Annotated in this window: 18 protein-coding genes and 1 tRNA gene; 5 read left to right on the plus strand and 14 right to left on the minus strand. The window is 38.5% G+C overall.

Annotated elements, in window-relative coordinates; all coding sequences use genetic code 11:
• Positions 1-79 precede the first annotated feature (79 nt).
• Positions 80-967, minus strand: coding sequence for a helix-turn-helix domain-containing protein (locus DUT69_RS12505; protein WP_113653594.1), 888 nt, complete (start codon positions 965-967; stop codon positions 80-82).
• 8 nt (positions 968-975) lie between these two features.
• Entirely contained in the window at positions 976-1,980 is a 1,005-nt protein-coding gene (locus DUT69_RS12510) for an aldo/keto reductase (protein WP_113653595.1), read from the minus strand.
• 499 nt (positions 1,981-2,479) lie between these two features.
• Here DUT69_RS12510 and DUT69_RS12515 point away from each other — a divergent pair, with 499 nt between their 5' ends.
• Positions 2,480-5,341, plus strand: a complete 2,862-nt coding sequence (locus DUT69_RS12515; RefSeq protein WP_113653596.1) for a CheR family methyltransferase — start codon at positions 2,480-2,482, stop codon at positions 5,339-5,341.
• A 448-nt stretch (positions 5,342-5,789) separates the two neighbouring features.
• Here DUT69_RS12515 and DUT69_RS12520 read toward each other — a convergent pair whose 3' ends face one another.
• Entirely contained in the window at positions 5,790-6,422 is a 633-nt protein-coding gene (locus DUT69_RS12520; protein ID WP_113654179.1) for a TetR/AcrR family transcriptional regulator, read from the minus strand.
• A 602-nt stretch (positions 6,423-7,024) separates the two neighbouring features.
• Here DUT69_RS12520 and DUT69_RS12530 point away from each other — a divergent pair.
• Positions 7,025-7,291 (plus strand): hypothetical protein, encoded by a 267-nt coding sequence (locus DUT69_RS12530; protein WP_205314268.1) that lies wholly within the window; start codon positions 7,025-7,027, stop codon positions 7,289-7,291.
• Positions 7,292-7,691: 400 nt separating this feature from the next.
• Here the strand turns inward: DUT69_RS12530 and DUT69_RS12535 are convergent, their stop codons facing one another.
• The 5 genes from DUT69_RS12535 to DUT69_RS12555 form a co-directional block, all read right to left on the minus strand.
• The gene (locus DUT69_RS12535; RefSeq protein ID WP_113653597.1) at positions 7,692-8,114 is read right to left on the minus strand and encodes a hypothetical protein; all 423 of its coding nucleotides are present in this window, start codon (positions 8,112-8,114) and stop codon (positions 7,692-7,694) included.
• Positions 8,104-9,225 (minus strand): AAA family ATPase, encoded by a 1,122-nt coding sequence (locus DUT69_RS12540; protein ID WP_205314269.1) that lies wholly within the window; start codon positions 9,223-9,225, stop codon positions 8,104-8,106. The genes DUT69_RS12535 and DUT69_RS12540 overlap by 11 nt, the downstream gene beginning before the upstream one ends.
• Positions 9,226-9,408: 183 nt before the next feature.
• A complete protein-coding gene (locus tag DUT69_RS12545; protein WP_113653599.1) occupies positions 9,409-10,458 on the minus strand; it encodes a hypothetical protein in 1,050 nt (349 codons plus the stop codon).
• 3 nt (positions 10,459-10,461) lie between these two features.
• Positions 10,462-11,652 carry an AlbA family DNA-binding domain-containing protein gene (locus DUT69_RS12550; RefSeq protein ID WP_113653600.1) on the minus strand — a complete coding sequence of 397 codons (1,191 nt, stop codon included), beginning with the start codon at positions 11,650-11,652 and terminating at the stop codon, positions 10,462-10,464.
• A gap of 290 nt (positions 11,653-11,942) precedes the next feature.
• A tRNA-His gene (locus DUT69_RS12555) sits at positions 11,943-12,016 on the minus strand.
• A gap of 174 nt (positions 12,017-12,190) precedes the next feature.
• Between DUT69_RS12555 and rnhA the strand changes: the two genes are divergently transcribed.
• Positions 12,191-12,664 (plus strand): ribonuclease HI, encoded by a 474-nt coding sequence (rnhA, locus tag DUT69_RS12560; RefSeq protein ID WP_113653601.1) that lies wholly within the window; start codon positions 12,191-12,193, stop codon positions 12,662-12,664.
• Positions 12,665-12,737: 73 nt separating this feature from the next.
• Here rnhA and DUT69_RS12565 read toward each other — a convergent pair whose 3' ends face one another.
• The 6 genes from DUT69_RS12565 to gloA2 form a co-directional block, all read right to left on the minus strand.
• The gene (locus tag DUT69_RS12565; RefSeq protein WP_162796308.1) at positions 12,738-13,328 is read right to left on the minus strand and encodes a hypothetical protein; all 591 of its coding nucleotides are present in this window, start codon (positions 13,326-13,328) and stop codon (positions 12,738-12,740) included.
• A 189-nt stretch (positions 13,329-13,517) separates the two neighbouring features.
• The gene (fbp, locus tag DUT69_RS12570) at positions 13,518-14,591 is read right to left on the minus strand and encodes a class 1 fructose-bisphosphatase (RefSeq protein WP_240186721.1); all 1,074 of its coding nucleotides are present in this window, start codon (positions 14,589-14,591) and stop codon (positions 13,518-13,520) included.
• A 23-nt stretch (positions 14,592-14,614) separates the two neighbouring features.
• Entirely contained in the window at positions 14,615-15,106 is a 492-nt protein-coding gene (locus DUT69_RS12575) for a metallophosphoesterase family protein (RefSeq protein ID WP_113653603.1), read from the minus strand.
• Between the two features lie 217 nt (positions 15,107-15,323).
• Positions 15,324-17,129, minus strand: a complete 1,806-nt coding sequence (locus DUT69_RS12580; protein WP_113653604.1) for a serine hydrolase — start codon at positions 17,127-17,129, stop codon at positions 15,324-15,326.
• A gap of 51 nt (positions 17,130-17,180) precedes the next feature.
• Positions 17,181-17,885: a tRNA1(Val) (adenine(37)-N6)-methyltransferase gene (locus DUT69_RS12585; protein ID WP_113653605.1), complete on the minus strand. Its 705-nt coding sequence runs from the start codon at positions 17,883-17,885 to the stop codon at positions 17,181-17,183.
• A complete protein-coding gene (gloA2, locus tag DUT69_RS12590) occupies positions 17,882-18,265 on the minus strand; it encodes an SMU1112c/YaeR family gloxylase I-like metalloprotein (RefSeq protein WP_113653606.1) in 384 nt (127 codons plus the stop codon). The genes DUT69_RS12585 and gloA2 overlap by 4 nt, the downstream gene beginning before the upstream one ends.
• A 525-nt stretch (positions 18,266-18,790) precedes the next feature.
• Between gloA2 and DUT69_RS12600 the strand changes: the two genes are divergently transcribed.
• Entirely contained in the window at positions 18,791-19,423 is a 633-nt protein-coding gene (locus DUT69_RS12600; RefSeq protein ID WP_162796309.1) for a tetratricopeptide repeat protein, read from the plus strand.
• 110 nt (positions 19,424-19,533) lie between these two features.
• Positions 19,534-23,223 (plus strand): phosphoribosylformylglycinamidine synthase, encoded by a 3,690-nt coding sequence (gene purL, locus DUT69_RS12605; protein ID WP_113653609.1) that lies wholly within the window; start codon positions 19,534-19,536, stop codon positions 23,221-23,223.
• Positions 23,224-23,400 lie beyond the last annotated feature (177 nt).

Consider the following 23,400-nt stretch of genomic DNA (forward strand, 5'->3'; position numbering starts at 1 on the left):
CGCTGAAAAAGCGAAAACTTAAAACAGATGGATTTATTCAGTATCCGTAACACTTACGAGCCCAGAATTCGATTCGTAGTTAGTTGAAAGTCTGACGAAACTCCAGTGGCGACAAATTAGTCTTCTTTTTAAAAAGTGTGCTAAAGGACTGCGCATGCTCAAAACCAAGTGCATAAGCAATCTCCCCTACCGAAAGATTAGTCGTGGAAAGTTTTTCTTTTGCTTTCTCTATAAGTTTTTCGTGAATAAGCTGTTGGGTATTTTGCCCAGTATGAACCCGAAGCAGGTCGCTCAAATAGTTAGGCGAAAGGTTCAGTTGCCCAGCAATGTACTGTACGCTAAGCAGACCCTGTGCTTCTCCCTTAAAGTGCGCATCAACCAATTGTTCAAACCGGGTAAGCAAAGCCGAATTATTATTCTTTCTGGTTAAAAACTGTCGTTCGTAGAATCGATCAGAGTATTTTAGCAGACTTTCAATCTGTGTCAAAATGATTTCCTGTGTGTGCTTATCGATGTGGCTGCACTCTCTGTCAATTTTATGGAGGATTTCAATCAGGTCTTCCTCCTCAGTAGCCGACAGGTGCAGCGCCTCGTTAACCGCATAATCAAAAAAGCCATAATTACGAATGCTATTCGCCAAGTTATGTTGCAACAGAAAATCGGGATGAAAGATCAAAAGATAGCCTGATCCACATTCCATATTATGCAGATCTAACTGTTGCACCTGATTGGGCGCCGTAAAGCTTAGCACTCCTTTGTCGTAATCATAATGTTGCTGTCCGTACCTAATCTTGCCTTTGGCGTCACGTTTAAGCGCAACACAGTAAAAGCGGTTGACGAAACCTTTCCAAATTTCGTCTTCCAAAAAAACACTTTCCGCCAGATTAATTACACTCACCAGCGGATGGCGAGGTTCGGCTAAGGAAAGCAGACGATGAAATTCAGCTGTGGAGTTTATGGCATTCATAAACAAAGCTAATCAATTAAGCCCATACTAAACTCATCGTAAGCGGCACCCGTATCTGTTCCTATAGGCACAATACTTTCTAGTTGAGAAAGGTCTTCTAAGCTCAGTTCTATACTTGTTGCAGCAATATTTTGTTCGACGTATTTTCTACGTTTGGTTCCCGGAATTGGTAGGATGCCTTTTGCCATTATCCAAGCCAATGCCAGTTGCGAGGAAGTGACCTGCTTTAGGTCGGCCATAGCTTCAATAGCTCGCACTAACTCAATATTCTTTTTAAACTGCGCACCCTGAAAACGCGGGATAGCCCTGCGAAAATCATTCTCGGGCAGATCATCAATACTATTAATTTGTCCAGATAAAAATCCTCTGCCAAGCGGCGAGTAAGCTACAAAACCAACACCCAAATCTTTTAATGTCGCCAAAACTCCACGTTCCTCTACGGTGCGTTCAAACAGAGAATATTCGCTCTGTACGGCAGTGATTGGATGCACAGCATTCGCCCGCCTAACTGTTTCGGATGAAACTTCGGACAGTCCTATGTAACCCACCTTACCTTCTTTAACCAATTTGGCCATTGCCTCCACAGTTTCCTCAATAGGCGTACTTTTATCTAAGCGGTGCAGATAGTAAAGATCAATATAATCAGTATTTAGGTTTTTGAGCGAGCGTTCAAGTGATTTCTTTACGTAATCCTTCTTGCCATTTATAGTCCAAGTAACCTTATTATTGTCATCAATCTCCCAACCAAACTTGGTAGCTAAAATATAATCATTCCGTTTGCCACTTATGGCTTTAGCAATCAATTGTTCGTTTTTTAGGGGGCCGTAAAGATCTGCAGTATCCAAAAACTTGCCACCCAACTCAAGCGAACGATGAATAGTTGCAATAGCTTCCTTTTCATCGGCAGGCCCATACATATTTCCTTCTTCAAAGCCGGTCATCCCCATACATCCCAATCCAATCTGTGGCACAACCAAACCTTGGTTGCCCAATGCTATTTGTTTTATTTCCATAATCCAAAGTTAGGCAAGGCAAAAATAGCCCATGTATGTAAATCCACGAAGCTTGTAAGCAAATCAAGGAATAGTTTCGAAATTAATGTTTTCATATCCCATTTTCAGCCCTAGCAGAATGTTAAACGGTATAGATAGAAAATGTTTTGTTTTGTATTCTTCATTTTTATCTATATCGAGCAGATGCACTTCATCATTACTTTGTTACCTTTTAGATCTTCAACCAGCAATTTAACGCATTTGCTTAATGGATTGATGATCCTATAACTCAAAAAATCTGTTGGCCCACGATATTCCTACGAACACAAGGTTTAACTATCGATTCTAAATTTACGAGATAAACATCCGCGGATATTGCTATTAGGATATATTGCCCTTAATAATTTTTTAGCTGCGATAATATCCCTAACTTTATCCTGCTATGTACCGAACTGCATTTTCGGTTCCTTTAGATCTCCGAATATTGGTCATCTTCAGATTATGCTCCTAATTGATTGAAATGAAAAAACCAACATATATCGTTGCCATCGGTGCTTCCGCAGGTGGGCTTGAAGCATTATCATCTTTTTTCGAACATACCCCGCTTGACGGAGTAGCCTACGTCATCATACCCCACTTGTCGAGAGATTTTAAAAGCCGAATGGCCGAAATTCTGTCAAAGCACAGCAGGTTGCAGGTTATGGAGGCTCAGCAAGGAATGCTGGTTTTAGCAAACAATGTTTACCTTATCCCAAACGATAAGTATATGACTATCAGTTCAGGAAGCCTAAACCTGATCGACAAAGATACGCACTCCCTGCCACACATGACCATCGACACCTTCTTTACCTCTCTGGCCATCGATCAGGGAGATAAGGCCATCGGGATTGTACTTTCAGGCGTAGGTAGCGACGGATCAAGGGGAGCTGTAGCAATAGAGAATGCCGGTGGAGCAATCATGGTACAGGACCCGAGTACGGCCAAGTTCGACGGCATGCCCCGTTCGGCAATTGAGGCAGTTGAAACCAAGCACATTTTCAGTGCGCAAAACCTGCCGGCCGCCATCCAGCGCTATGTCAGCTCAGAAGATAAACGAGCTTTCCCTGCAATGACCGAACTGGAACTGTTGGGATTTACCGAACTTATCAAATCCCACTATCCGTTCGACTTCAGTAATTACAAAATCGGCACACTAGAGCGTAGGATCAGGCGACGAATGGCCTTTCACAAAATTACCGAAATAGCTGAGTTCCTTGCTTTTTTGCAACAACATCCGGAGGAAATGCATCCACTGATTAGCGATTTTCTTATTAGTGTTACCTCATTTTTCAGGGATCCCGACGCCTTTCAGGTAATGGAGGAGAGAATCATTCCTGAAATACTCTCCCACAAGGAAAAAGGCGATCTGCTCAAAATTTGGGTAACCTGCTGTGCCAGTGGCGAAGAAGCCTATTCCCTTGCGATTTTGGTTAAGGAGTATATTTTAGCAAACAAGCTCGAAATAGAAGTTAAGATTTTCGCTACAGACATCAATGAAAATGCACTCAAACAGGCATCTAAAGGTATTTACCCGGAAACTATCACCTCTTTTGTAAGCCCGGAACGTATTGAACGGTTCTTCGATCAAGTTAGCGGTGGCTACAAGATAAAAACCGAAATTCGGGAAATGCTGATATTCGCACGCCATGACCTGACCAGAAATCCGCCCTACTGTTATGTCGACCTGATCAGTTGCCGAAACATGTTGATTTACATCAATCCACTGCTTCAAAGACAAATCATTTCCAAATTAGCCTTTGGGCTGAACAGCAGAGGCTTTCTGTTTCTCGGCTCAAGCGAACACCTGTCAGGCGTAGGCGATAGCTTTGTAGAGATAGATAGCAAATGGAAAATCTACCAAAGTCAAAGTTCGCATCGCAAGGTAAATATGGATGGACAGTTAGCCGTACCTTTTGTACTGCCAGTTCCGGTGCCCGGCGAAAGAAACGACATTAGCTTACATATGGAAAAGAAATCAGGTGCAGCAGTAGAGCTTGCAGAGGTTATATTATCCGAAACGGGATTTTCAGGAGTGGTAATAGACAAGGATGGAAAGGTGGTGCATGCCTTCGGAGACCTTGGGCCATATCTGAAGCAGGAGCGCTTTAAGTTTGATATCCGCGAGCTTCTTCCCGAAGGAATAAGCTTGGCTTTTAGTGCAAGTTTTGAAAGGGTTTTGGAATCCTATAAACGGGAAAAGCTAGACGGAATCGCCTACCTTTCCCCTCAAACCGGAGAACCGGTGCTGGCAGATATGATCCTCTCTCCTTTCGACGACAAAAAAACCGGAGCTTTGTCTATCATTGTATTTTTCAAAAAAAACCAAGTTGGATCGATACCGGAAAAAGGGGTTACCTTTGTGATGGAAGCGCAAACCAGAAACTATATTGCCAATATAGAGCGAAAGCTGATGAGCTCTAAAACACAGATAGAGGAACTCAACGAAAGTCTTTTCTCCACCAAAGAAGCCATGCAGTCTTATAATGAAGAACTGTTGTCGGCCAATGAAGAGCTCCAAAGTGCTAACGAGGAACTGCATTCTATCAACGAAGAACTTGAAACAGTTAACGCCGCCCATAAGCAGACCATTGCTGAGTTAAGTGACCTCAACGATGATCTTAACAATTATTTTTCCAGCAATGTAAACGGTCAACTTTTCGTCGATCGAGACATCCTGCTCAAGAAGTTCTCACCGGGTGCGGTTAGCCATATAAACATCAGGAGCTCTGACATAGGACGCCCGCTTAGCAATATCACCACCAATGTGAAATTTGAAACCATCATAAAGGATATCGAAAAGGTGCTAAAGGATGGTAAAATTGTTATTAAAGAAATTGAAGGAAATACGGGCAGGATTTATCAGGTGATAACCGGACCTTACCTAAAAAATGAGAGCCCGGATATACACGGGGCCATAATTACCTTCTATGACGTGACCGAACTTAAAAGGCATCAGAACGATCTTGACATCAACGCAAAACTTCTTGATATGGCACTTGGAGCCTCAGGCATCGGAACGTTCTCGCTAAACACTAAAACAGGCGATCTGATCTGTTCTGCGGAGTTCAAAGCTTTAATGGGAATGGATTGTGATGCGGAATGTTCGCTAGAATTGCTAAGCTTGCACTTGGAAGATGGCCATAGGCAAAGTTTCATGGCGGAAATCCAACGAGCTATCGACGTTGCGGGAAAGTTTCAAATGGAATTTGCTGTGTTAACGGAAAGAGATGGAAAACCTAATATGTTGCGCATGTTAGGTAGCAGTTATCAGCAATTTGGGACTTCCACTGTCTATCTGAATGGAATCCTTCAGGATATGACCGTTACGGAAAATACAAAATAAAGTTCTTGGGATTTTTGAGAATTCAATATCTCACAAGCGAAATACAGGTTAGCCCGCTATTCCTTATCCTATCCGGGATAGCAATTGTTCTTTCATGGATTTTCTATTTTAGGTACTTGAAAATGGATACGTAGCCAAGGTTTCTCGGTAGATAAATTGAGTGTAGCCATTGCGCTAGATTTCGCTTTCCTGATCATAAAAGAACCTATTGAAATCCGAACTTTGATTGGCGCTACACTTATTGTGGATGGAGCAATTGTTGTAATTTTATAGAAATACTGATTTGCTACAGAATTTAAATGTTATTTTACCTTAATATCAAGCGAGGAAAATTTGAAAAACTTGTGGCGCAGATCGACATCGGCCAGCACTTTTTTAAACCGAACGGGATAAGATATTCCAATGAAAAAATAGGATAATGTTAAAGGAGCATCAAGTAAACCAAATACTAGATATAGGCAAGGTCAATAAATTGTCTTAGTGCTTTTTTGATTTCTTCCTGTCCCGAAGGCTGTTGCAGGTCGATCCCACAAAAAGGGTTTTCCTGCATTTTTGCATGAAGGGTAAGGTAGTATACCCCTCCCATCAATAAAGCGTACATTGCCCTGAAGTTTTTGTCGCTTCCCTCAAAGTGGCTATCAAATACCTTACGGAGCACCTGGTTGCCAATGTCCTCCCGTTTAAGGTCAAGCTCTTTCAAAATCGGCAATTTCTCGCTCAGCCCCCAAGTAATGATGCGGCGCATCTCTTCATTGCTGATAAGGCTGTTAAACTGGTTCTCCAACACACTGTAGGCAAGCCTCTTTCCTGCATCCCCCTTACTGGCCTCTACTATTCCATCAATTTCATCCGACCTGATCTTCCAATAGTCCTTGGTATCAAGGTATTTCTTTACCAGTCCTTCCAGGCTACCGAAATAGTCATAAATCAGCCTCCTATCTACCTTTGCAACTTCAGCCACCCTACTGATACTGAGACCGGAAAAACCATCTTTTTTTAGGATTTTCCCCAGCGCAGCGACAAGGTTCGACTTCGTACGTTCCTTATTTCTAACCGGCCCGTCTGTAACTTTCCTTGCCATGTGATTCAACTTTGATGCAATTTGCGATTTTTTTGCGCCACCATCAAAAATTCCTTTACAGAAACATAAAGCTTTGGCGATTGATCGATCGAAACCTCCCCTTCCCATAGTAAACAAATAACGTAATACTAATCTGATTACCGTTTATAAAAACGTCTATTTACATATATCACATATTTGTGATATAAATAAAATTTCATAGATTTGCCTTGCCAGCATCGATGGCACATAATATATAGTGATCTCCAAACCAATAGACCCAATAACGAAAAACATGATAACCAATAACCCTTCCGACCCGCAAAACCTAAAAACACTGACCAAACAGAGAGATTTTTTTAAAGGCCTACTCATTGGCGTCGGCATCCTTTGGCCTCTTATAATTGCGGCCGCTTTTTATTTTTACTACAAAAAAAATAGCATAGCGTTATTTATCCCTTCCATTACGGTTTTTATAGGATTTCTTCCAATCTATTTACGGTTTAAATCTTTGGATGCCGAGATTAAGTCAAAATAGCTAGCTACCAACGATCAAAAAAATACGGACATTTCCATCAACGAAAAATGATTTTCCTATTACTGCGATTTTTCTACTTTTGACCTTGGTATCGTGTTCAGATAAAATCAGTTACAGCAAGAAAAAAATCTATCAAGACAAATTTGAGGATGCAGTTCCGGTACTCGATGTGGCAACTTTCCATATGGGCGAAACCTCGGATGCAAGTTCGACAGCTTTTGATGAGAAAGACTCAAAAAACCTGAAAGATATCAGAGACCTTGCAAACAGACTGGCTACTTTCAGGCCGGCTGTCATCCCTAGCTGTCGCACGCGTGTCGCGTGTGCAACTGCTAAAGATGTTTCGTCATAGAATAGGTTTATACAATTGTAAACAAAAACAGCACAAGTTTTCAAAAATCTACAGTAGCGAGTAACAAATTGAGCACAGCGGAAAATTCTAACTGAGCGTATGCCAGGAATAATTTAACTGCTAGAATGGAATCAGCTTTTAGGAGCAAAATTTGGGTTGCCTAAGTACGGACTAAATAACGGTGTAAAAATGATAGATTTTTTACAGGGCACAAAAAAAGCAGTTCTTTTCAGAACTGCTTTAAAACGATGGGTCGGTGCCGGTGCGTAATTCGAACCATTTTGTGGACGAATTGATTGAAATAGGCGGTTTTTCAAAAAATCTGGAGGATTAAAATAACGGCAAAAACAAAATATTATATTGATTTTTCTCAAAATGTTAATTCATCTCACTTCAATTTTTATCTTTCAGCAGTTGGATAGAAAAGGTGGTCTTTATCTAAAAATACTATGTGAAAGATATCGTCTTCAAAATATCCTGCAACAACCTCCTTACTTTTTTTGGTGATATGCATAACTCCCCAGTTAACACCACTTATATGTTTAGGTTCTGAAAATTTCGAATTAGCAGGAAATTTTCCATACTGTTTTATACTGCCATCACGAATTGCTTCCTCACAGGTATATTGACAAAGGTGCCTCATCATTTCAAACATTTGTGCTAACAAGCCTAATGCTTGCCATTCATTTGAGCTTTGACCTTCCGACATATCAATTAAATCTTTTAATGAGAATGTTAGTTTCCTTTTCTTTGGTTTATGAGCTTGTCGACTACCTTGTTCACGAAGATAGTTTGCTTGTTTTTTTACTTCCTTATTCCCCATACAATAAATCGGTTAACTTGTCAGTTATTTTTAACGTATCCGCACCGCCAAATGTATTGTCTAAGTATTTTTTTGCAAAGTCAGACGTATTGCGGACAGTTTTTGCGCCGAATTCAGAAAGCGAATAAATTGATGAGCCACCAAATTGATCTTTGTTTACAAACCAAATTTGGTCACGCCTAAGGATTTTCTTATCTAATAACGTTGTATCTTGTGCAGAGAATACTAATTGCGCATTTCGTTTATTATATTTTTGAAATAGGCTTAGCAATTTCTTAGTAAGATTCGGATGTAATTTGCAGTCGAATTCGTCTATAAAAAGTACTCCGCCAGAACGAAGAGTATAATAAATAGGACCCAAGATATGAATTAGCTTTCTTGTGCCATCAGACTCCATATATTTCCTAAAAGGGACAGCATCAACAACGAAATTATTTTCATCATATTTTCTATGATAAGTTATAATTTCGCCGTCTTTTTCACCTGCTTCAATGTTAGCAATTTCTAAATATTTTAATACTGTAGCAGCCCATTCTTTAAAGTTTTTATTATCCCTGAGAAGTTCCGTCGTAACCTCCGAATAATGGTTTTGTTCAATCCCATCAATAACTGCAACATGATCGAAGAACGACAACACTTCTTTGGTCACAGGCTGATTGTATTGAGCTAAATGACTGATAAAAAGAACGTTTTCATTAACTTCTTTGTAGTATTTTTTACCTTCTTCGAAGGACTCTTGATTAATTTCAAATTCCTGGTCAGTTCGTTCAAAAAGTTGAATTTCCCTATCAAGCTTTCTAAATAACCACTCCTTTTTTATTTTTCGGCCTAATAATTCATATCCATAACGATAAATATATTTACCATTAATAAACGAGACTTCAAACATAGTATTAGCGTCTTCGGTGGTCGTACTAAGCCTAAAATGATTATTTCTTGCTTTCAATTCGTTATCTTTATTCATCGAATCACGAAATGAATTATAAACATAGTTATTGAAATAACCAAAGGCTTTGATAAAGTTGCTTTTGCCGCTTCCATTAGCTCCATAAATAGCTGCAACTTTTAGCAAATCTAAATCTTTACTAGTTTTAATGATATTACTTTTCACGAGCTCCTTAAAAGATTTGACAGGAGTCATCAAGAAATTCACCTCATCTTTGAAAGAAAACAGATTACTGAATTTAAATTCGATTAGCATAATTTTATATTAGTTCGCAAATATAGCGAAGTTATTTTGTTTTTTTACCATTAATTGGTAATTAATCAAGTTAACAATATACATTGAGTTTTGTCACTTATTCTTCTCAGCCATCACTTTTTTTACAAATTTTTCCTCTGCAGCCACAAGAGGTTTATACCATTCCCACATCTGCTCAAAGGTTTCAAAATTATTAGGCACTAAATTTCCATCTTGAAAGACATCATCTGGGGTAAATGGAGATGACCAATGACGATAACTTTCTACAGACCTTCTTGGATGCCGAGCTATTGAACAGTCAAAAAAATCGGTGGAGTAACTATAGTGATGACTATGGATAAAACCATTCCAAGACTTTTTCACTTCGTCTTCTGCCCGGACATCAATCAACTCAAACTGTTCCATTGCCCTCTGTTCAGGTGTCCCCCATCCTTTTTGGAGTAGAGAGATAGCTTCCACGTCAGATTCTGGTGCTCGATAACCAAAGATGGTAACACGTTGCGCTATCCTCATTTCTTCAGCTATCATTTCCCATTGGCCGCTGATAAACTCATCTGAATTATAATCCTTCTGTTCAACAGGATATAATAATTCCGTCGGTTCAAATCGTCCCATAGTTGCTTTAGAGTAATAGCCAGCTGGCCCAGTCCTTTTATCGATTTTATCGTAACCTAAGGCAACCGTTCCATGTAAGAATAATATGCCTGGGGTTTGGGTAAACTTACCACAACGCACATATGCCTGGTAAAGAAAAGGATCCCAGTTGAAGGTAGCGATAACATCTTTTGGCCGCAAGGAAAGTATTAGGTAATCATATATGGTTGGCTTTTCAGGAAGTTCTAGCTCACTGAAATATTTGTATATCTTTCTTTCAATTAATTTCTGCTCCCTGACAAATTCTGGTCTAAGCACTAATTTGCTGTAAAATTTCTCAAAATCTGCTGAAAGATCAGTGAGTTCTTTTGGTAAAGCAGCGACGATATCATCCATTTCCAAGATCTGAATTATATTATTCATACCTGGAAGCACTTTACCATTTTTTTCGGGATCCTTTATTGTAGATGCGATACTTGCTCCGGCACCTAATATAACTACATGACTTCCGTTTCCATGTACCCGACTTATTTCATCCTCTTTAGTCATACGCTAGGTTTTAATTGAAATAATAAGTTCTTTCTCGATTGGCGAAACAAGATTTTTACCGAAAATTTTGCATAGCAACGTAAGCTCTGTGTCCTGTTCGATTTTGCCAATTGCCAATCTAATCGGAACCTTAAATCCCTCTTGTTTGATGTTGTGCTTAATGTTACCGATAGTCTCGGTCACAATATAATTTTCCTTATTTTCTTTCACCAAGGGATAGTTTAGTTCATCAAAGCCTATTGTTCTCGGACTTGATGGCTGAAGTGGATTTGAATTTGTTTTGTGGACATAATGTATTCTATCCGCCACCAAAACTATATCAAGATTTGGGATGATAAGTTCAACCATTGCATCCTCCAAATAGGTATTGCCCGAATTGAATATTTCAAGATTCAGCTTAAAGGAATGTTTTTCGAAAACAGTGTAATAATCTTCGTCCTGATAAGTCTTGGCTACGTTTTTGAGATTTTTGCGCAAAGTTTCCAAATCCCTTTCCTCATAGGAAGTCCCGTCCCAGGGAAACATTGGATTTCTTATCGATAATTTATAGCCAAAGGGGTTGTTTTTCTGCATATCCTCTTTTTTTGCAATTATCATTTCCAATTCTTTTGCATTCTCTCTTGATGGAAGTTTCAGATCTTTCAAAGATTTTAGCGTGATTACATCTGAGTTTGTACCAGCAAATGTTATTTCGAGTTTTCCTTTCAAGCTTTCCTTACTGGCACTAAGTGCATACATCCTGTCAAAATCCTTTCTCGTTGCCGCTATCTGGTAACTGCCCTTGCGAACCCAGCATTCATTAGCTTTTAAACAGACTGCACCCTTTTTATAAGATACATCTTTTTCGACCATGTAGGGTTGCGATTCCGGGGACTGAATGGTAATAACCATTAAGTTAAATCCTTTATATTGGTAAGGTGCGTAATCAACAGAAAGCTCAGGGGTGATATTAGTATGAACATACTGTTGGATATTGGCAGAATCTAACTTGCTTTCGATATTAAAAAGTTCGGTGACGCCATCATTCTTCTTAACACCAATGATGATATAACGGTTGCCAATAATAGCCGCATTCGCAAAGGCTAGTACATCTTTGATCAAATGTGGTTTGTTTAACTCATTATATTCTTCTTGTTTGAAGTCTAGGAACTCACATTCGTTGTGAAATTCAATGAGATCGTCAATATCATGCATAACTGAATTTTAATAGTGCAATTTACCTTTTTTAAACAAAATAAACTGACCATTTTAGATACGATTTTCCCCACAAATTAAGGACATCGAACCAAAACAGCATTTAGAAAAAAATATAAGCAATTGATTGTTAGAATATTAACTTAATACTATTCTATAACATTTTTTTTGCCCCGTCACGGTACCCATATGGTGCTCGAACCGAAAATCGGCGTTTATCGTCTTTATTCAACGATTTTAAAAATGATTAAAAAAGAAAAAGCCCTTTAAGATAACTTAAAGGGCTAACGGGTGGCTGATGGGGCTCGAACCCACGACCCTCGGCACCACAAACCAATACTCTAACCAACTGAGCTACAGCCACCGTATTTTTTAGTGTCACAAAAGTACGACTTTAAATACTTTTTGCAAATATTTTCTGCAAAGTTTTTTAATATTTTCTTAACAGGGTAAATATCAATAATTTGAATTTTACATTTATCATTAAAAAAACTTAAACTTAACAATGTAAGGGCAAAAACTTAGCTTTGCAGGGTTTATGATAGAGATTTATACAGATGGCGCCGCAAGTGGCAATCCCGGTCCGGGCGGCTACGGTACAATTTTACGTGCAGGGGCGCATTACAAAGAATTGAGTGGAGGCTTTAGGTTAACCACCAACAATCGTATGGAACTACTAGCTGTAATTGAAGGTCTAAAAGCTATCAAAAAACCCGGGCAGCAAATCACTATTTATTCAGATTCAAAATATGTGGTAGATTCTATTGAAAAAGGTTGGGTTTTTGGCTGGGTAAAAAAAGGCTTTAAAGATAAAAAAAACAAAGATCTTTGGATTCAATACCTAAACTTGCACAAACTGCATCAAATTAAATTTATTTGGATAAAAGGACATAATAACCATCCAGAAAACGAACGTTGCGACCGCCTCGCTGTAGCAGCTTCGCAAAACAAAAGCGCTTTAGCTATCGACGTTTTTTTTGAAGAAGAAAAGAAGCAAAGCAACTTGCTATAGAAAACATTATAATTAAAAAGCCCTACATTTTTAACGTATTAAAATGTAGGGCTTTTATATTTAGGTAAGCTGCTTAGGCGCCTTTAAACATTTTGTTTACGGCAAGTTGCACTTTAATTATATCATCAGAAACGGTTTTTTTAATGCCTGCATCAAAAGTTGCCACAAACCTAGGCTCAAGTGTAATCTTTTCTGCATCATTGGTAATATTTAACCTAAAAATGTGTTTACCAAACTTAAATCCGGCCCCAATTTTAGTAACTTCCGTTTCAACGGTTTGTACAAACTCGTAGCTATTACTAACTTGATCAAGAAAATCTTTAACCGCCTGAAAAACAAAATCGGTTTCAATATCTAACCCGTTAATTATAATGGTTGTAGCTGCTAAAGAAGCCTTAAGTGCATCATTCCCTTTTACGCTATCCTCAATATCCTGCAAGGTTTCTAATAAATCCTCACTAAAGATAATTTTCCTATCATCTTTTATCGAAATAACATCGTTTCCTTCGCTATTACTTGTATCTTGTTTTAGAAATATCGCATCATTTCCATCTCTTACAACATACTCACTAGCCGATACTTGCTCAACTTTCGAATCAGCTATAGCTTTGGTTAAAGTTTTAACAATATAAGCCAATGCGGTATATTCTTCTGCCATCTTCATTAAATTATTTTTTTTTGCAAAGGTACAATAGCAATTCTATAATCCAATTCAGATCGGCAATTAATTGTTTCTCGTTGTTCGTCAGGCGCTGTTCGTTTCTCGTTCCTCTACCTTTTAAATTATACCATCCTAACTTTTAACCCCACACTCTCGACTTTGAACTCTCGACTAGTAACTGTAAACCGAAAACTAATCAATCCCCCCTATTACACCCAATTGCTCCAACTTTTCTTCCGCGATATTTGGTAAACCCTGTGGTTGCGAGTGTTCAACCATAAAACGCTCTGCATTAGCTACCATAGCAGCCGAGCCTATAAAAATAGCGGTACGTTGATGTAATTCTGTAGGTTCTATTTCTAAAATCCGCTTAAATCCGTCAGACGCTTTTCCACCGGCCTGTTCAATAATAAAAGCCATCGGATTGCATTCGTACAACAACCTTAATTTGCCATTTGGCGAAGCAGCAGTTGTTGGATAAATATAGATACCACCTTTTATTAAATTCCGATGAATATCTGCCACCATAGAACCGATATATCTTGAAGTGTAAGGCCTACTTGTGGCCAAATCCTCTACCTGGGCATACTTTATATACTGTTTTACGCCATCCGGAAAATGCACATAATTCCCTTCGTTAATAGAATAAATCGTTCCATTCTCAGGTATTTTCATGTTCGGGTGCGATAGGCAAAACTCACCGATAGATGGGTCTAACGTAAAACCGTTAACCCCCTTACCCGTGGTGTAAACCAGCATAGTAGAAGAACCGTAAATAACATATCCCGCAGCAACCTGATCGGTACCACGTTGTAAAACATCTGCCAATGTAGCGTCTCCCTCCACAGACTTTCGTCTGTAAATAGAAAAAATTGTACCCACTGCCACATTGCAATCTATGTTTGATGAACCATCTAACGGATCTATACAGACAATATATTTAGCATTTTTTGAAACCGGAGAATCAATCGGCACAAACTCATCTTCCTCTTCTGTAGCAACTATACAACACTCGCCACCACTGGTTAAGGCAGATATAAACTGCTCGTTAGCATAAACATCTAATTTCTTTTGTCCCTCGCCTTGTATGTTTGTAGTGCCGGCATCACCTAAAATATCTACCAAACCTGCCTTATTTACTTCGCGGTTTACAATTTTAGATGCAATACCTATGTCTCTTAACAACCTTGATAGTTCGCCTTTGGCGTAAGAGAAATCAGCCTGTTTTTCTATAATAAACTGACCTAATGTTTTAATGCCTGCCATTTTTACTTAGTGTACTTTTTACGTTATCTACTACCTAATTCTATGGCTTCTAAGGTATGTATTTTTTCTTCAGAAATACTAAATCTAATTAAAGTTCTTTTTTGGTGCCAACCTTGTTTTCCCGCCGCACCGGGGTTTATATGCAAACAATTAATTTTATCATCGTACATTACCTTTAAAATATGCGAATGCCCACATATAAATAATTTTGGAGGCTTAGTGTAAATTTCTGGCTTCACCTGCGTAGCATATTTATTCGGATAACCACCTATATGCGTCATCCATACATCCACCTCCTCGCACATAAACCTTAAATGCTCCGGAAACTCCGCCCTAATGGTTTTACCATCTATATTGCCATAAACCCCTTTTAAGGGTTTAAATGCCGCCAAAGGCGATGCTACATCAGCACCAAAATCTCCCGCATGCCAAATTTCATCGCACTCCTCGAAATACTTAAAAACCGCATCATCTAAATAACCGTGCGTATCAGAAATCAGACCTATTTTTTTCATTAAATTATTATTAGAAAAGCAATTAAGAAGTTGTTTTTAAAGTCAGTCGGGCTTTACGCTATAGCGCTTCATTTATCCTTTCGCAAGCTCAGCATAAATAAAGAGGCTGCCGCTTCAATCCCGTTTATTTTACAACAAACAATACAAGAAACAGGCATCTACAAACAGTAAACAAACAAAACACTAAAAAAACGATGTTTAACAAGAAAAACTTCCGCTAATTTTTTCTAGTCGCCTTAAAATTCCCATTAGGTTGCAAAAACAAAACAGATGTAGCTTTTTTCCCGACCACCACTTCGAATTTAACGCTGTAACCTTTTAGCGCTTTTAAGTTAAAAGAAGAACCTTCTACAAAAACAGTTTCGTAATCTGGCTGACCAGGAACAGCGACATACAATACATCGCCTCTTAAATAAACTTTAACAGGAGTTTGTCCTAACAAATAATCGCCCACCAAATTTTGTAATTCTTTAGCGCTTAGGTTCTCTGGCTTAAAAGAAAATGAAACAGGATCCTTATCCGGATCTAACTGCAAAGTAACCCCGCTAATTTTCCCAGCATTATTACTTGCAAAATTAAACAGCGTTTTGCTTTCGGCAGTATCAACAACACCTTTTTTATCTACAGATTTAGGTTCAAAAACATCGTAATGCAAGTGTTTTAGCAATAGTTTATTTTCTGCTACATTCGCGTAAAGCTGATTTTTTTCATTAACAATTTTCAGCAATCCATAGGCTGGATTTTCGAAAGAACCTACATAAGCATTTAGCGAATGAGATGGAGTCGTATTTAAAATTAAACTCTTTTTTTCGTTAGCCTTTTCAGCTTTATTACTTTCACGTACCGCATCGGCAGCTTTTTTCGCGTCGCCATTCCAGTCAATCGGTTTCAGCTTAAACATTCTATCGGCAATTGATTGGGTTACAATGTCTGGCACAGCCGATACGTTTTGATTAGTTAGTACAACTATACCCAACCCATCAGTAGGATAAAACGTGACATTGGCAGAAAAACCATTAATATTACCCCCATGCTCAACTGCATAATGCCCTCTGTAAGATCCAATCATCCAACCTAAGCCATAATTAGCCAGAAAAACATCAGCGTGCTTACCTGGCAGAGAAGCGTTCATTACCATTTGAGAGCTGGCAGCCTCTTTAATATAACTTTGTGGCAAAATTTCTTTTCCTTTAAATTTCCCTCCGCTAATCCAAACCTTTAACCAATTAGCCATATCGTTTACACTACTATTTATACTTCCGGCTGGGCCCATGCCATTTATATCATAGTAGTCTATCTTTTTAATAACACTATCCTTTATCGTCATATAAGGCAAAGAAGCATCATTATCTGCTTTAAAACTAGCCATGCTGGTATTTGAGCGAGTCATTTCCAAAGGCTCAAAAAACTTCTCTTTAACGTTCTGCTCCCAAGTTTTACCAGTCAGTTTTTCGGCTATCATACCTTGTGCTAAGAACATAAAATTATTATAAAACCATTTTTCACGTACTCCAGAAGTTGGCTGCATATACTTAACGCGACTAATTATACTATCTCTGTTTGCTGTATTGAACAACAACCAAGAATAATCATACCTGGAAAGCCCCGTTCTGTGCGCCATTAAATCTCTTACGGTAACCTGGTTATTCATTTCGTTATTATAAAATTGCAACTGAGGCAAAAGGCTGGTTGCCTTATCATCCAGTTTTAACTTCCCATCTTTTTCTAGCAAGCCTAAAATACCCGAAGTAAAAGCTTTGGTACTGGAGCCAATGGCAAAAAGTGTATTTGGTGTAACCGGTTTTTTATTTTCTATATCGCGATAGCCAAAACCCTTGCTATAAATAACCTGATCGCCTTTTACAACAGCTACGGCAAAACCTGCAATATTTTGGTCTTTTAGCACACGATTAAGCAGGGAATCAATTCCAGGAATCTGCTCTACAGAGCTTGTTTTGGTTTGAGCTTTAGCGGAAAAAGTAATTGCTGTAAGTAAGGCGGTAACCAGAATGGGAAACTTCATGTAATTTGGTTTAAGAATATCGCCTAAATTACAAATTATAGCTAGCTTAAATTAATAGCCTAAAAAGAAATCTTTTAAAAGTGTTTTATAGGCTTGAGTATATATTTTTTCACTTTCGTAGATATAAAAATGTGTTGTTTCAGTTGGTCGATTGCTCTTTGATAGCGCAACAATTTTCCTGAATGCTGGTTTCTCAGAATCAGAATGCAGATCTATTATTTTTTCTGGATACAGATCCAATTGTTTAGCATTTTCAACCAGTACATCAGCCTGCTTTACCGGCAGTACAAACCAAAAACTTCCATTAGTAGTTAAAAGAGAAGCCACCTTAACGATTAAATCTTTAAAAAACCGTTCGCTGGCATGCCTAGCAATACCTTTTTTCTCTTCTGTATTTTTTAAATCGTTTACAAAAAATGGCGGATTCGAAATAACCAGATCGAATTTATTATCTGTGCTAAATTGCTCAATTGCTACATTGTTAATAGATAATCTATCATTGAAAACCGAAAACCGAAAATTTCTTTCAGCAGTAGCAGAAGCTGACTCATCAATTTCAACTGCTTCTACTTTTGACAAGGGGAAACGTTGGGCCATCATCAAAGCCAAAACACCTGTACCTGTTCCAATATCCAAAATCCTTTTCGGGCTTTCACTCTCCACCAAAGCAGCTAGTAAAACGCCGTCGGTATTAATTTTCATGGCGCAACCAGCTTGGTCTACGTGGAATTGTTTGAATTTGAAAATTGAGCTCATTTTTGATACAATTCTAATGGCAAACCATCTGGGTCGGTAAAAAAGGTAAATTTCTTACCTGTAAATTCATCCACCCTTACTTGCTCCGTTTGTATTCCTTTTAAGGATAAATCATTAACTACTGAGACAATATCATCAACCTCAAAAGCTAAATGTCTTAATCCTAAAGCTTCTGGCCTCGATGGACGAGCTGGCGGATTTGGAAATGAAAACAGCTCGATCTGATATAGTTCGTTTACAGCTAAATCTAACTTATACGAATTTCTCTCTGCTCTAAAAACCTCAGCCAACACCTTTAAGCCTAATTTATTTACATAAAAGTCTTTTGAAACTTGGTAATTGCTACAGATAATTGCAATGTGATGGATGCGATTGAACATGTTATTGTATGTATTATATAATTGCAAAGATGAAATAAATATAAAAGTACCGCTAATAATACCGGTTTTTTTAAATCAAAAAGAGTTTGAAAATCAATCTCCGCAGACACGAGTAGCCTTAAGTGTGCTTAGAGACTATACAGCCTTTGGTTTTATAGCCCCGATTGAAAATCGCCTACCTGCCGGACAGGCACAATGTTATTAAGTTAAGCGTTGGCGGGGACGCCAACCCTGGAATATTCTTATGTTGGCGTCCCCGCCAACGTTATAAATAACGCTTAATGAGATTGACCGGGGAATGGGGTTTAGGTTACTAAGGCTTGGCTCTTTTGGCATTACGCATACAAAGCTTTAAAAATTTTACAGTCTTTGTTTTTATAGCCCCGATTGAAACGACAGCCCCGAGGAACGAGGGCTATAGTGTAAAGCGGGACTAACGTTAATAATTGAACCAATTTGCGCTTCAAATTAAATATTTACTACAAATCTTCTATCTTTAAATAACAAATACCTAAAAACATGATCATGAAAAAGTTAAAACAAACATCGCTATTACTTCTCTTCTTTTTAGTGATTTCCTTACAAAGCTGCAAAACGAACAATACCGACAAGGCCGATAAATTTTATAAAGAAGACAATGTGCCCGAAGCTATAAAACATTATGAATTAGCTATTGCAGAAGGCGATACAACTGCAACAAATAAGTTAGCATTGCTGTACGCCAACGAACATCAACCCGAAAAAGCGAAAGCGGTTTACATCAAATCTTTCGAAAAAGGCGACGTATTTGCTGCGCAATATCTTTCTAACCTAAGTTTGCGAGACGAAAAATACGATGACGTAATTAAATACGCCAAACCTCTCGCCGACAAAGGAAACAAAGAAACCTTGTACGCTTTAGGTTCTGCCTACCTAAAATTGCAACAATACGATAATGCTATTAAATATTTGAGGTTAGATTCATCAAGCGTTTATATTAAAGACCCATTAGGGCAAGCGTATTACGACAAAAAAGACTATGCAAATGCGGAGAAACAATGGAAGTCGGCGGTTAACGATCACAAATCTGGCGCTATAAATTCTTACAATAAATTACTGAATTTATATAAAGAGCAAGGCCGACAGAATGACTACGATGCGTACTATGGTAAATATTAGCTATTAAATACGCAATTGTTAATTTGTGGTTCAAAATTCTCTAATTCAATCCTGCATTCCTTCCCTCATTAAATTAAAAAAACCTAAATTTGCGCTTTCAAAATAAAAGCATGATTTATTTCTTCTCCAATCCTTCCGAAGCAGTTTTTGTTTTACAAACAGAACAATCTTTATCTACAGCAGACATTACAAAATTAGAGTGGTTATTTGGTGGCGCAACGCTACAAAACGACCAACAATTAACTGGTTTTTTTGTGGGGCCAAGAGCTGCAATGATTACTCCATGGAGCACCAATGCCGTAGAAATTACACAGAACATGAGTATTTCGGGCATTATTAGAATTGAAGAATTTAAAAAAGTAGCGGAAGATTTTTCTGGCTACGACCCTATGCTTTCGCAAAAATTTGAAAATGTTGGTCAGGATGTTTTTACCATAAACATTAAACCTGAACCAATTTTAGAAATTACCGATATTGCCGGCTATAACAAACAAGAAGGTTTATCGCTTAGCGACGAAGAAGTAGCATACCTTACAGAATTAGCGGAGAAAATAGGCAGACCATTAACAGATTCTGAAGTTTTTGGCTTTTCGCAAGTAAACTCTGAGCATTGCCGACACAAGATATTTAATGGCAAGTTTGTAATTGATGGCGAAGAAAAGGAAACATCGTTATTTAAGTTAATACGTAAAACTTCTGAGCAGAACCCTAACGATATTGTTTCTGCCTACAAGGATAATGTTGCGTTTATAAAAGGCCCAACTGTACAACAATTTGCACCAAAACGTGCCGATATTCCTGACTATTACGCTACCAGCGATTTTGAATCTGTAATTTCTATTAAAGCAGAAACACATAATTTCCCGACTACGGTAGAACCATTTAACGGCGCTGCAACGGGTTCTGGTGGCGAGATTAGAGACAGGCTAGCTGGTGGACAAGGCTCTTTGCCTTTGGCCGGAACAGCGGTTTACATGACGGCGCTTTCTCGTTTAGAAGAAAATAGACCTTGGGAAAAGGGTATTGAAGAGCGTAAGTGGCTTTACCAGACCCCAATGGATATTCTAATCAAAGCATCAAACGGTGCTACAGATTTCGGTAACAAATTTGGCCAGCCATTAATTACGGGTTCGGTTTTAACTTTTGAGCACGATGAGCAAAGCGATAATTTAGCGGTTGCACCTAGAAAATTAGGTTTCGACAAAGTTATAATGCTTGCTGGCGGTGTAGGTTATGGAAAAGCTAGTCAGGCACAAAAGAAAAAACCACAAGAAGGCGATAATATTGTAATTCTTGGAGGCGAAAATTATAGAATTGGAATGGGTGGCGCTGCAGTTTCTTCTGCAGACACTGGCGAACATGGAACAGGAATTGAATTAAACGCTATTCAACGTTCAAATCCGGAAATGCAAAAAAGAGCGGCCAACGCAGTGCGTGGAATGGTAGAAAGCGATCATAACAGCATTATTTCTATCCACGATCATGGTGCAGGCGGACACTTAAACTGTTTATCTGAACTGGTTGAGGAAACTGGTGGTAAAATTGATTTGGATAAACTGCCAGTTGGCGACCCTACCCTATCAGCCAAAGAAATTATCGGCAACGAATCGCAGGAAAGAATGGGATTGGTTATCGGAAATGAGCATATCGAAACCTTACAAAAAATTGCCGATCGCGAGCGCTCGCCAATGTACACCGTTGGTAAGGTAACAGGCGACCACAGATTTACTTTCGAATCTGCAACGACAGGGCAAAAACCTATGGATGTTGCATTAAGCGACATCTTTGGCAGCTCGCCAAAGGTTGTTATGGAAGACCAAACAGTAACGCGTAAATATGAAGCGGTTACTTACGATAATACAAAACTTAATACCTATTTAGAGCAAGTTTTACAATTAGAAGCCGTTGCGAGTAAAGATTGGTTAACCAACAAAGTTGATAGATGTGTTGGTGGGCGTGTAGCTAAACAACAATGCGCTGGACCTTTGCAGCTACCATTAAACAACTGTGGCGTAATGGCCTTAGATTTTAAAGGAAAAGAAGGTATTGCTACATCTGTAGGCCATGCTCCTTTAACTGCATTAATAGATCCTGCTGCAGGTAGCCGTGTTGCCATTGCCGAATCGTTATCGAACATTGTTTGGGCTCCATTAAAAGACGGCTTAAAATCTGTTTCGCTATCTGCAAACTGGATGTGGGCTTGTAAAAACGAAGGCGAAGATGCTAGGTTGTACGAAGCTGTTAAAGCATGTTCTGACTTTGCAATCGACTTGGGAATTAACATCCCGACAGGTAAGGATTCCTTATCAATGAAACAGAAATATAAAGATGGTGATGTGATTGCTCCGGGAACGGTGATTATTTCCGCAGGTGGCAATTGCGATGATATTACCAAAGTTGTTGAACCAGTTTTACAAAAAGATGGTGGGTCAATTTATTATATCAACCTATCTAATGACAGCTATAAACTTGGCGGTTCTTCATTTGCCCAAATCTTAAACAGAATTGGCAACGAAACACCAGATGTTAAAGACAGTGCAAAATTCAGCATTGCTTTTAATGCAATTCAACAGTTAATTAAGGAAGAAAAAATTGTTGCCGGACATGACATTGGTAGCGGTGGCTTAATTACAACATTATTAGAAATGTGTTTTGCAGACCGTAATTTGGGTGCAAAATTAGATTTAACTGCACTTGGCGAAGCCGACAGCATCAAGTTGCTTTTTGCAGAAAACATCGCATTGGTTTTCCAAGCCGACGCAAGTGTTGAAACATTCTTAGCAAGCCAAAACATCGAATTCCATAAAATTGGCGAAGTGGTAAATTCAGCTACGCTTGAAATTAAAAATGCCGATGAGAAGTTAAGTTTTGATGTTGACAACCTACGTGATGTTTGGTTCAAAACATCTTACTTATTAGATAGCAAACAAACCGGAAATGGCTTAGCGAAAGAACGCTATGATAATTATAAAAACCAAGTTTTAAACTATACATTCCCAACTCAATTTACGGGCAAAAAACCAGTAATTGACGAAACTAAACCTCGACCTAAGGCGGCTATTATTCGCGAGAAAGGAAGTAACTCTGAGCGTGAGGTTGCAAATGCAATGTATTTAGCAGGTTTTGATGTTAAAGATGTACACATGACAGATTTAATTTCTGGCAGAGAAACTTTAGAGGATATTAGTTTTATTGCAGCGGTGGGCGGATTTTCTAATTCTGACGTTTTAGGTTCGGCAAAAGGTTGGGCAGGCGCATTTATGTATAACGAGAAAGCTCGTATTGCCTTAGAAAACTTCTTTAAACGCGATGACACACTTTCTGTTGGCATCTGTAACGGTTGCCAATTGTTTGTAGAGTTAGGTTTAATCAATCCTCAGCATAGCGAAAAACCAAAAATGCTTCATAACAAAAGTGGTAAACACGAAAGTATTTTCACTTCGTTAACATTGCAAGAAAACAATTCAATTATGCTTTCTAGCTTAGCTGGTAGCACTCTAGGTGTTTGGGTTTCGCATGGCGAAGGAAGATTCCAATTACCTTATACAGAAGACAAATATCAGATTGTAGCAAAATACGCTTACGAAACTTATCCGGCTAGTCCTAACGGTTCTGATTTTAATACAGCTATGATGTGTGATGATTCTGGTAGACATTTAGTTATGATGCCGCACATTGAGCGTTCATTGTTTCAATGGCATTGGGCAAATTATCCAAAGGGACGTAAAGATGAAGTTAGCCCTTGGATGGAAGCTTTTACTAATGCCAAAAACTGGGTTGATAGCAAAACTAAAGCATAATAAAAAAGCCGTCTTAAAAATAGACGGCTTTTTTATTTGCCAATTTCTTAAAACCTATAGTTTTAAAGCCCAATAATTTTTGTCGCAAAAATTGTAATACGTTAAATATTTGTACTTTTATACTCCTTAAATTAACCTAAGGTTTAAAATTTAACCGAATATCAAATTGTTTAACAT

It is taken from the genome of Pedobacter namyangjuensis (genome assembly GCF_003313325.1).
Lineage (GTDB): Bacteria > Bacteroidota > Bacteroidia > Sphingobacteriales > Sphingobacteriaceae > Pedobacter > Pedobacter namyangjuensis.

Bases quoted from the DNA above. Each gene is read 5' to 3' on its own strand.
- DUT69_RS12505 (WP_113653594.1), bottom strand. From the start codon at position 967: ATGAATGCCATAAACTCCACAGCTGAATTTCATCGTCTGCTTTCCTTA.
- DUT69_RS12510 (WP_113653595.1), bottom strand. From the start codon at position 1,980: ATGGAAATAAAACAAATAGCATTGGGCAACCAAGGTTTGGTTGTGCCA.
- DUT69_RS12515 (WP_113653596.1), top strand. From the start codon at position 2,480: ATGAAAAAACCAACATATATCGTTGCCATCGGTGCTTCCGCAGGTGGG.
- DUT69_RS12520 (WP_113654179.1), bottom strand. From the start codon at position 6,422: ATGGCAAGGAAAGTTACAGACGGGCCGGTTAGAAATAAGGAACGTACG.
- DUT69_RS12535 (WP_113653597.1), bottom strand. From the start codon at position 8,114: ATGGGGAATAAGGAAGTAAAAAAACAAGCAAACTATCTTCGTGAACAA.
- DUT69_RS12545 (WP_113653599.1), bottom strand. From the start codon at position 10,458: ATGACTAAAGAGGATGAAATAAGTCGGGTACATGGAAACGGAAGTCAT.
- DUT69_RS12550 (WP_113653600.1), bottom strand. From the start codon at position 11,652: ATGCATGATATTGACGATCTCATTGAATTTCACAACGAATGTGAGTTC.
- rnhA (WP_113653601.1), top strand. From the start codon at position 12,191: ATGATAGAGATTTATACAGATGGCGCCGCAAGTGGCAATCCCGGTCCG.
- DUT69_RS12565 (WP_162796308.1), bottom strand. From the start codon at position 13,328: ATGAAGATGGCAGAAGAATATACCGCATTGGCTTATATTGTTAAAACT.
- fbp (WP_240186721.1), bottom strand. From the start codon at position 14,591: ATGGCAGGCATTAAAACATTAGGTCAGTTTATTATAGAAAAACAGGCT.
- DUT69_RS12575 (WP_113653603.1), bottom strand. From the start codon at position 15,106: ATGAAAAAAATAGGTCTGATTTCTGATACGCACGGTTATTTAGATGAT.
- DUT69_RS12580 (WP_113653604.1), bottom strand. From the start codon at position 17,129: ATGAAGTTTCCCATTCTGGTTACCGCCTTACTTACAGCAATTACTTTT.
- DUT69_RS12585 (WP_113653605.1), bottom strand. From the start codon at position 17,885: ATGAGCTCAATTTTCAAATTCAAACAATTCCACGTAGACCAAGCTGGT.
- gloA2 (WP_113653606.1), bottom strand. From the start codon at position 18,265: ATGTTCAATCGCATCCATCACATTGCAATTATCTGTAGCAATTACCAA.
- DUT69_RS12600 (WP_162796309.1), top strand. From the start codon at position 18,791: ATGAAAAAGTTAAAACAAACATCGCTATTACTTCTCTTCTTTTTAGTG.
- purL (WP_113653609.1), top strand. From the start codon at position 19,534: ATGATTTATTTCTTCTCCAATCCTTCCGAAGCAGTTTTTGTTTTACAA.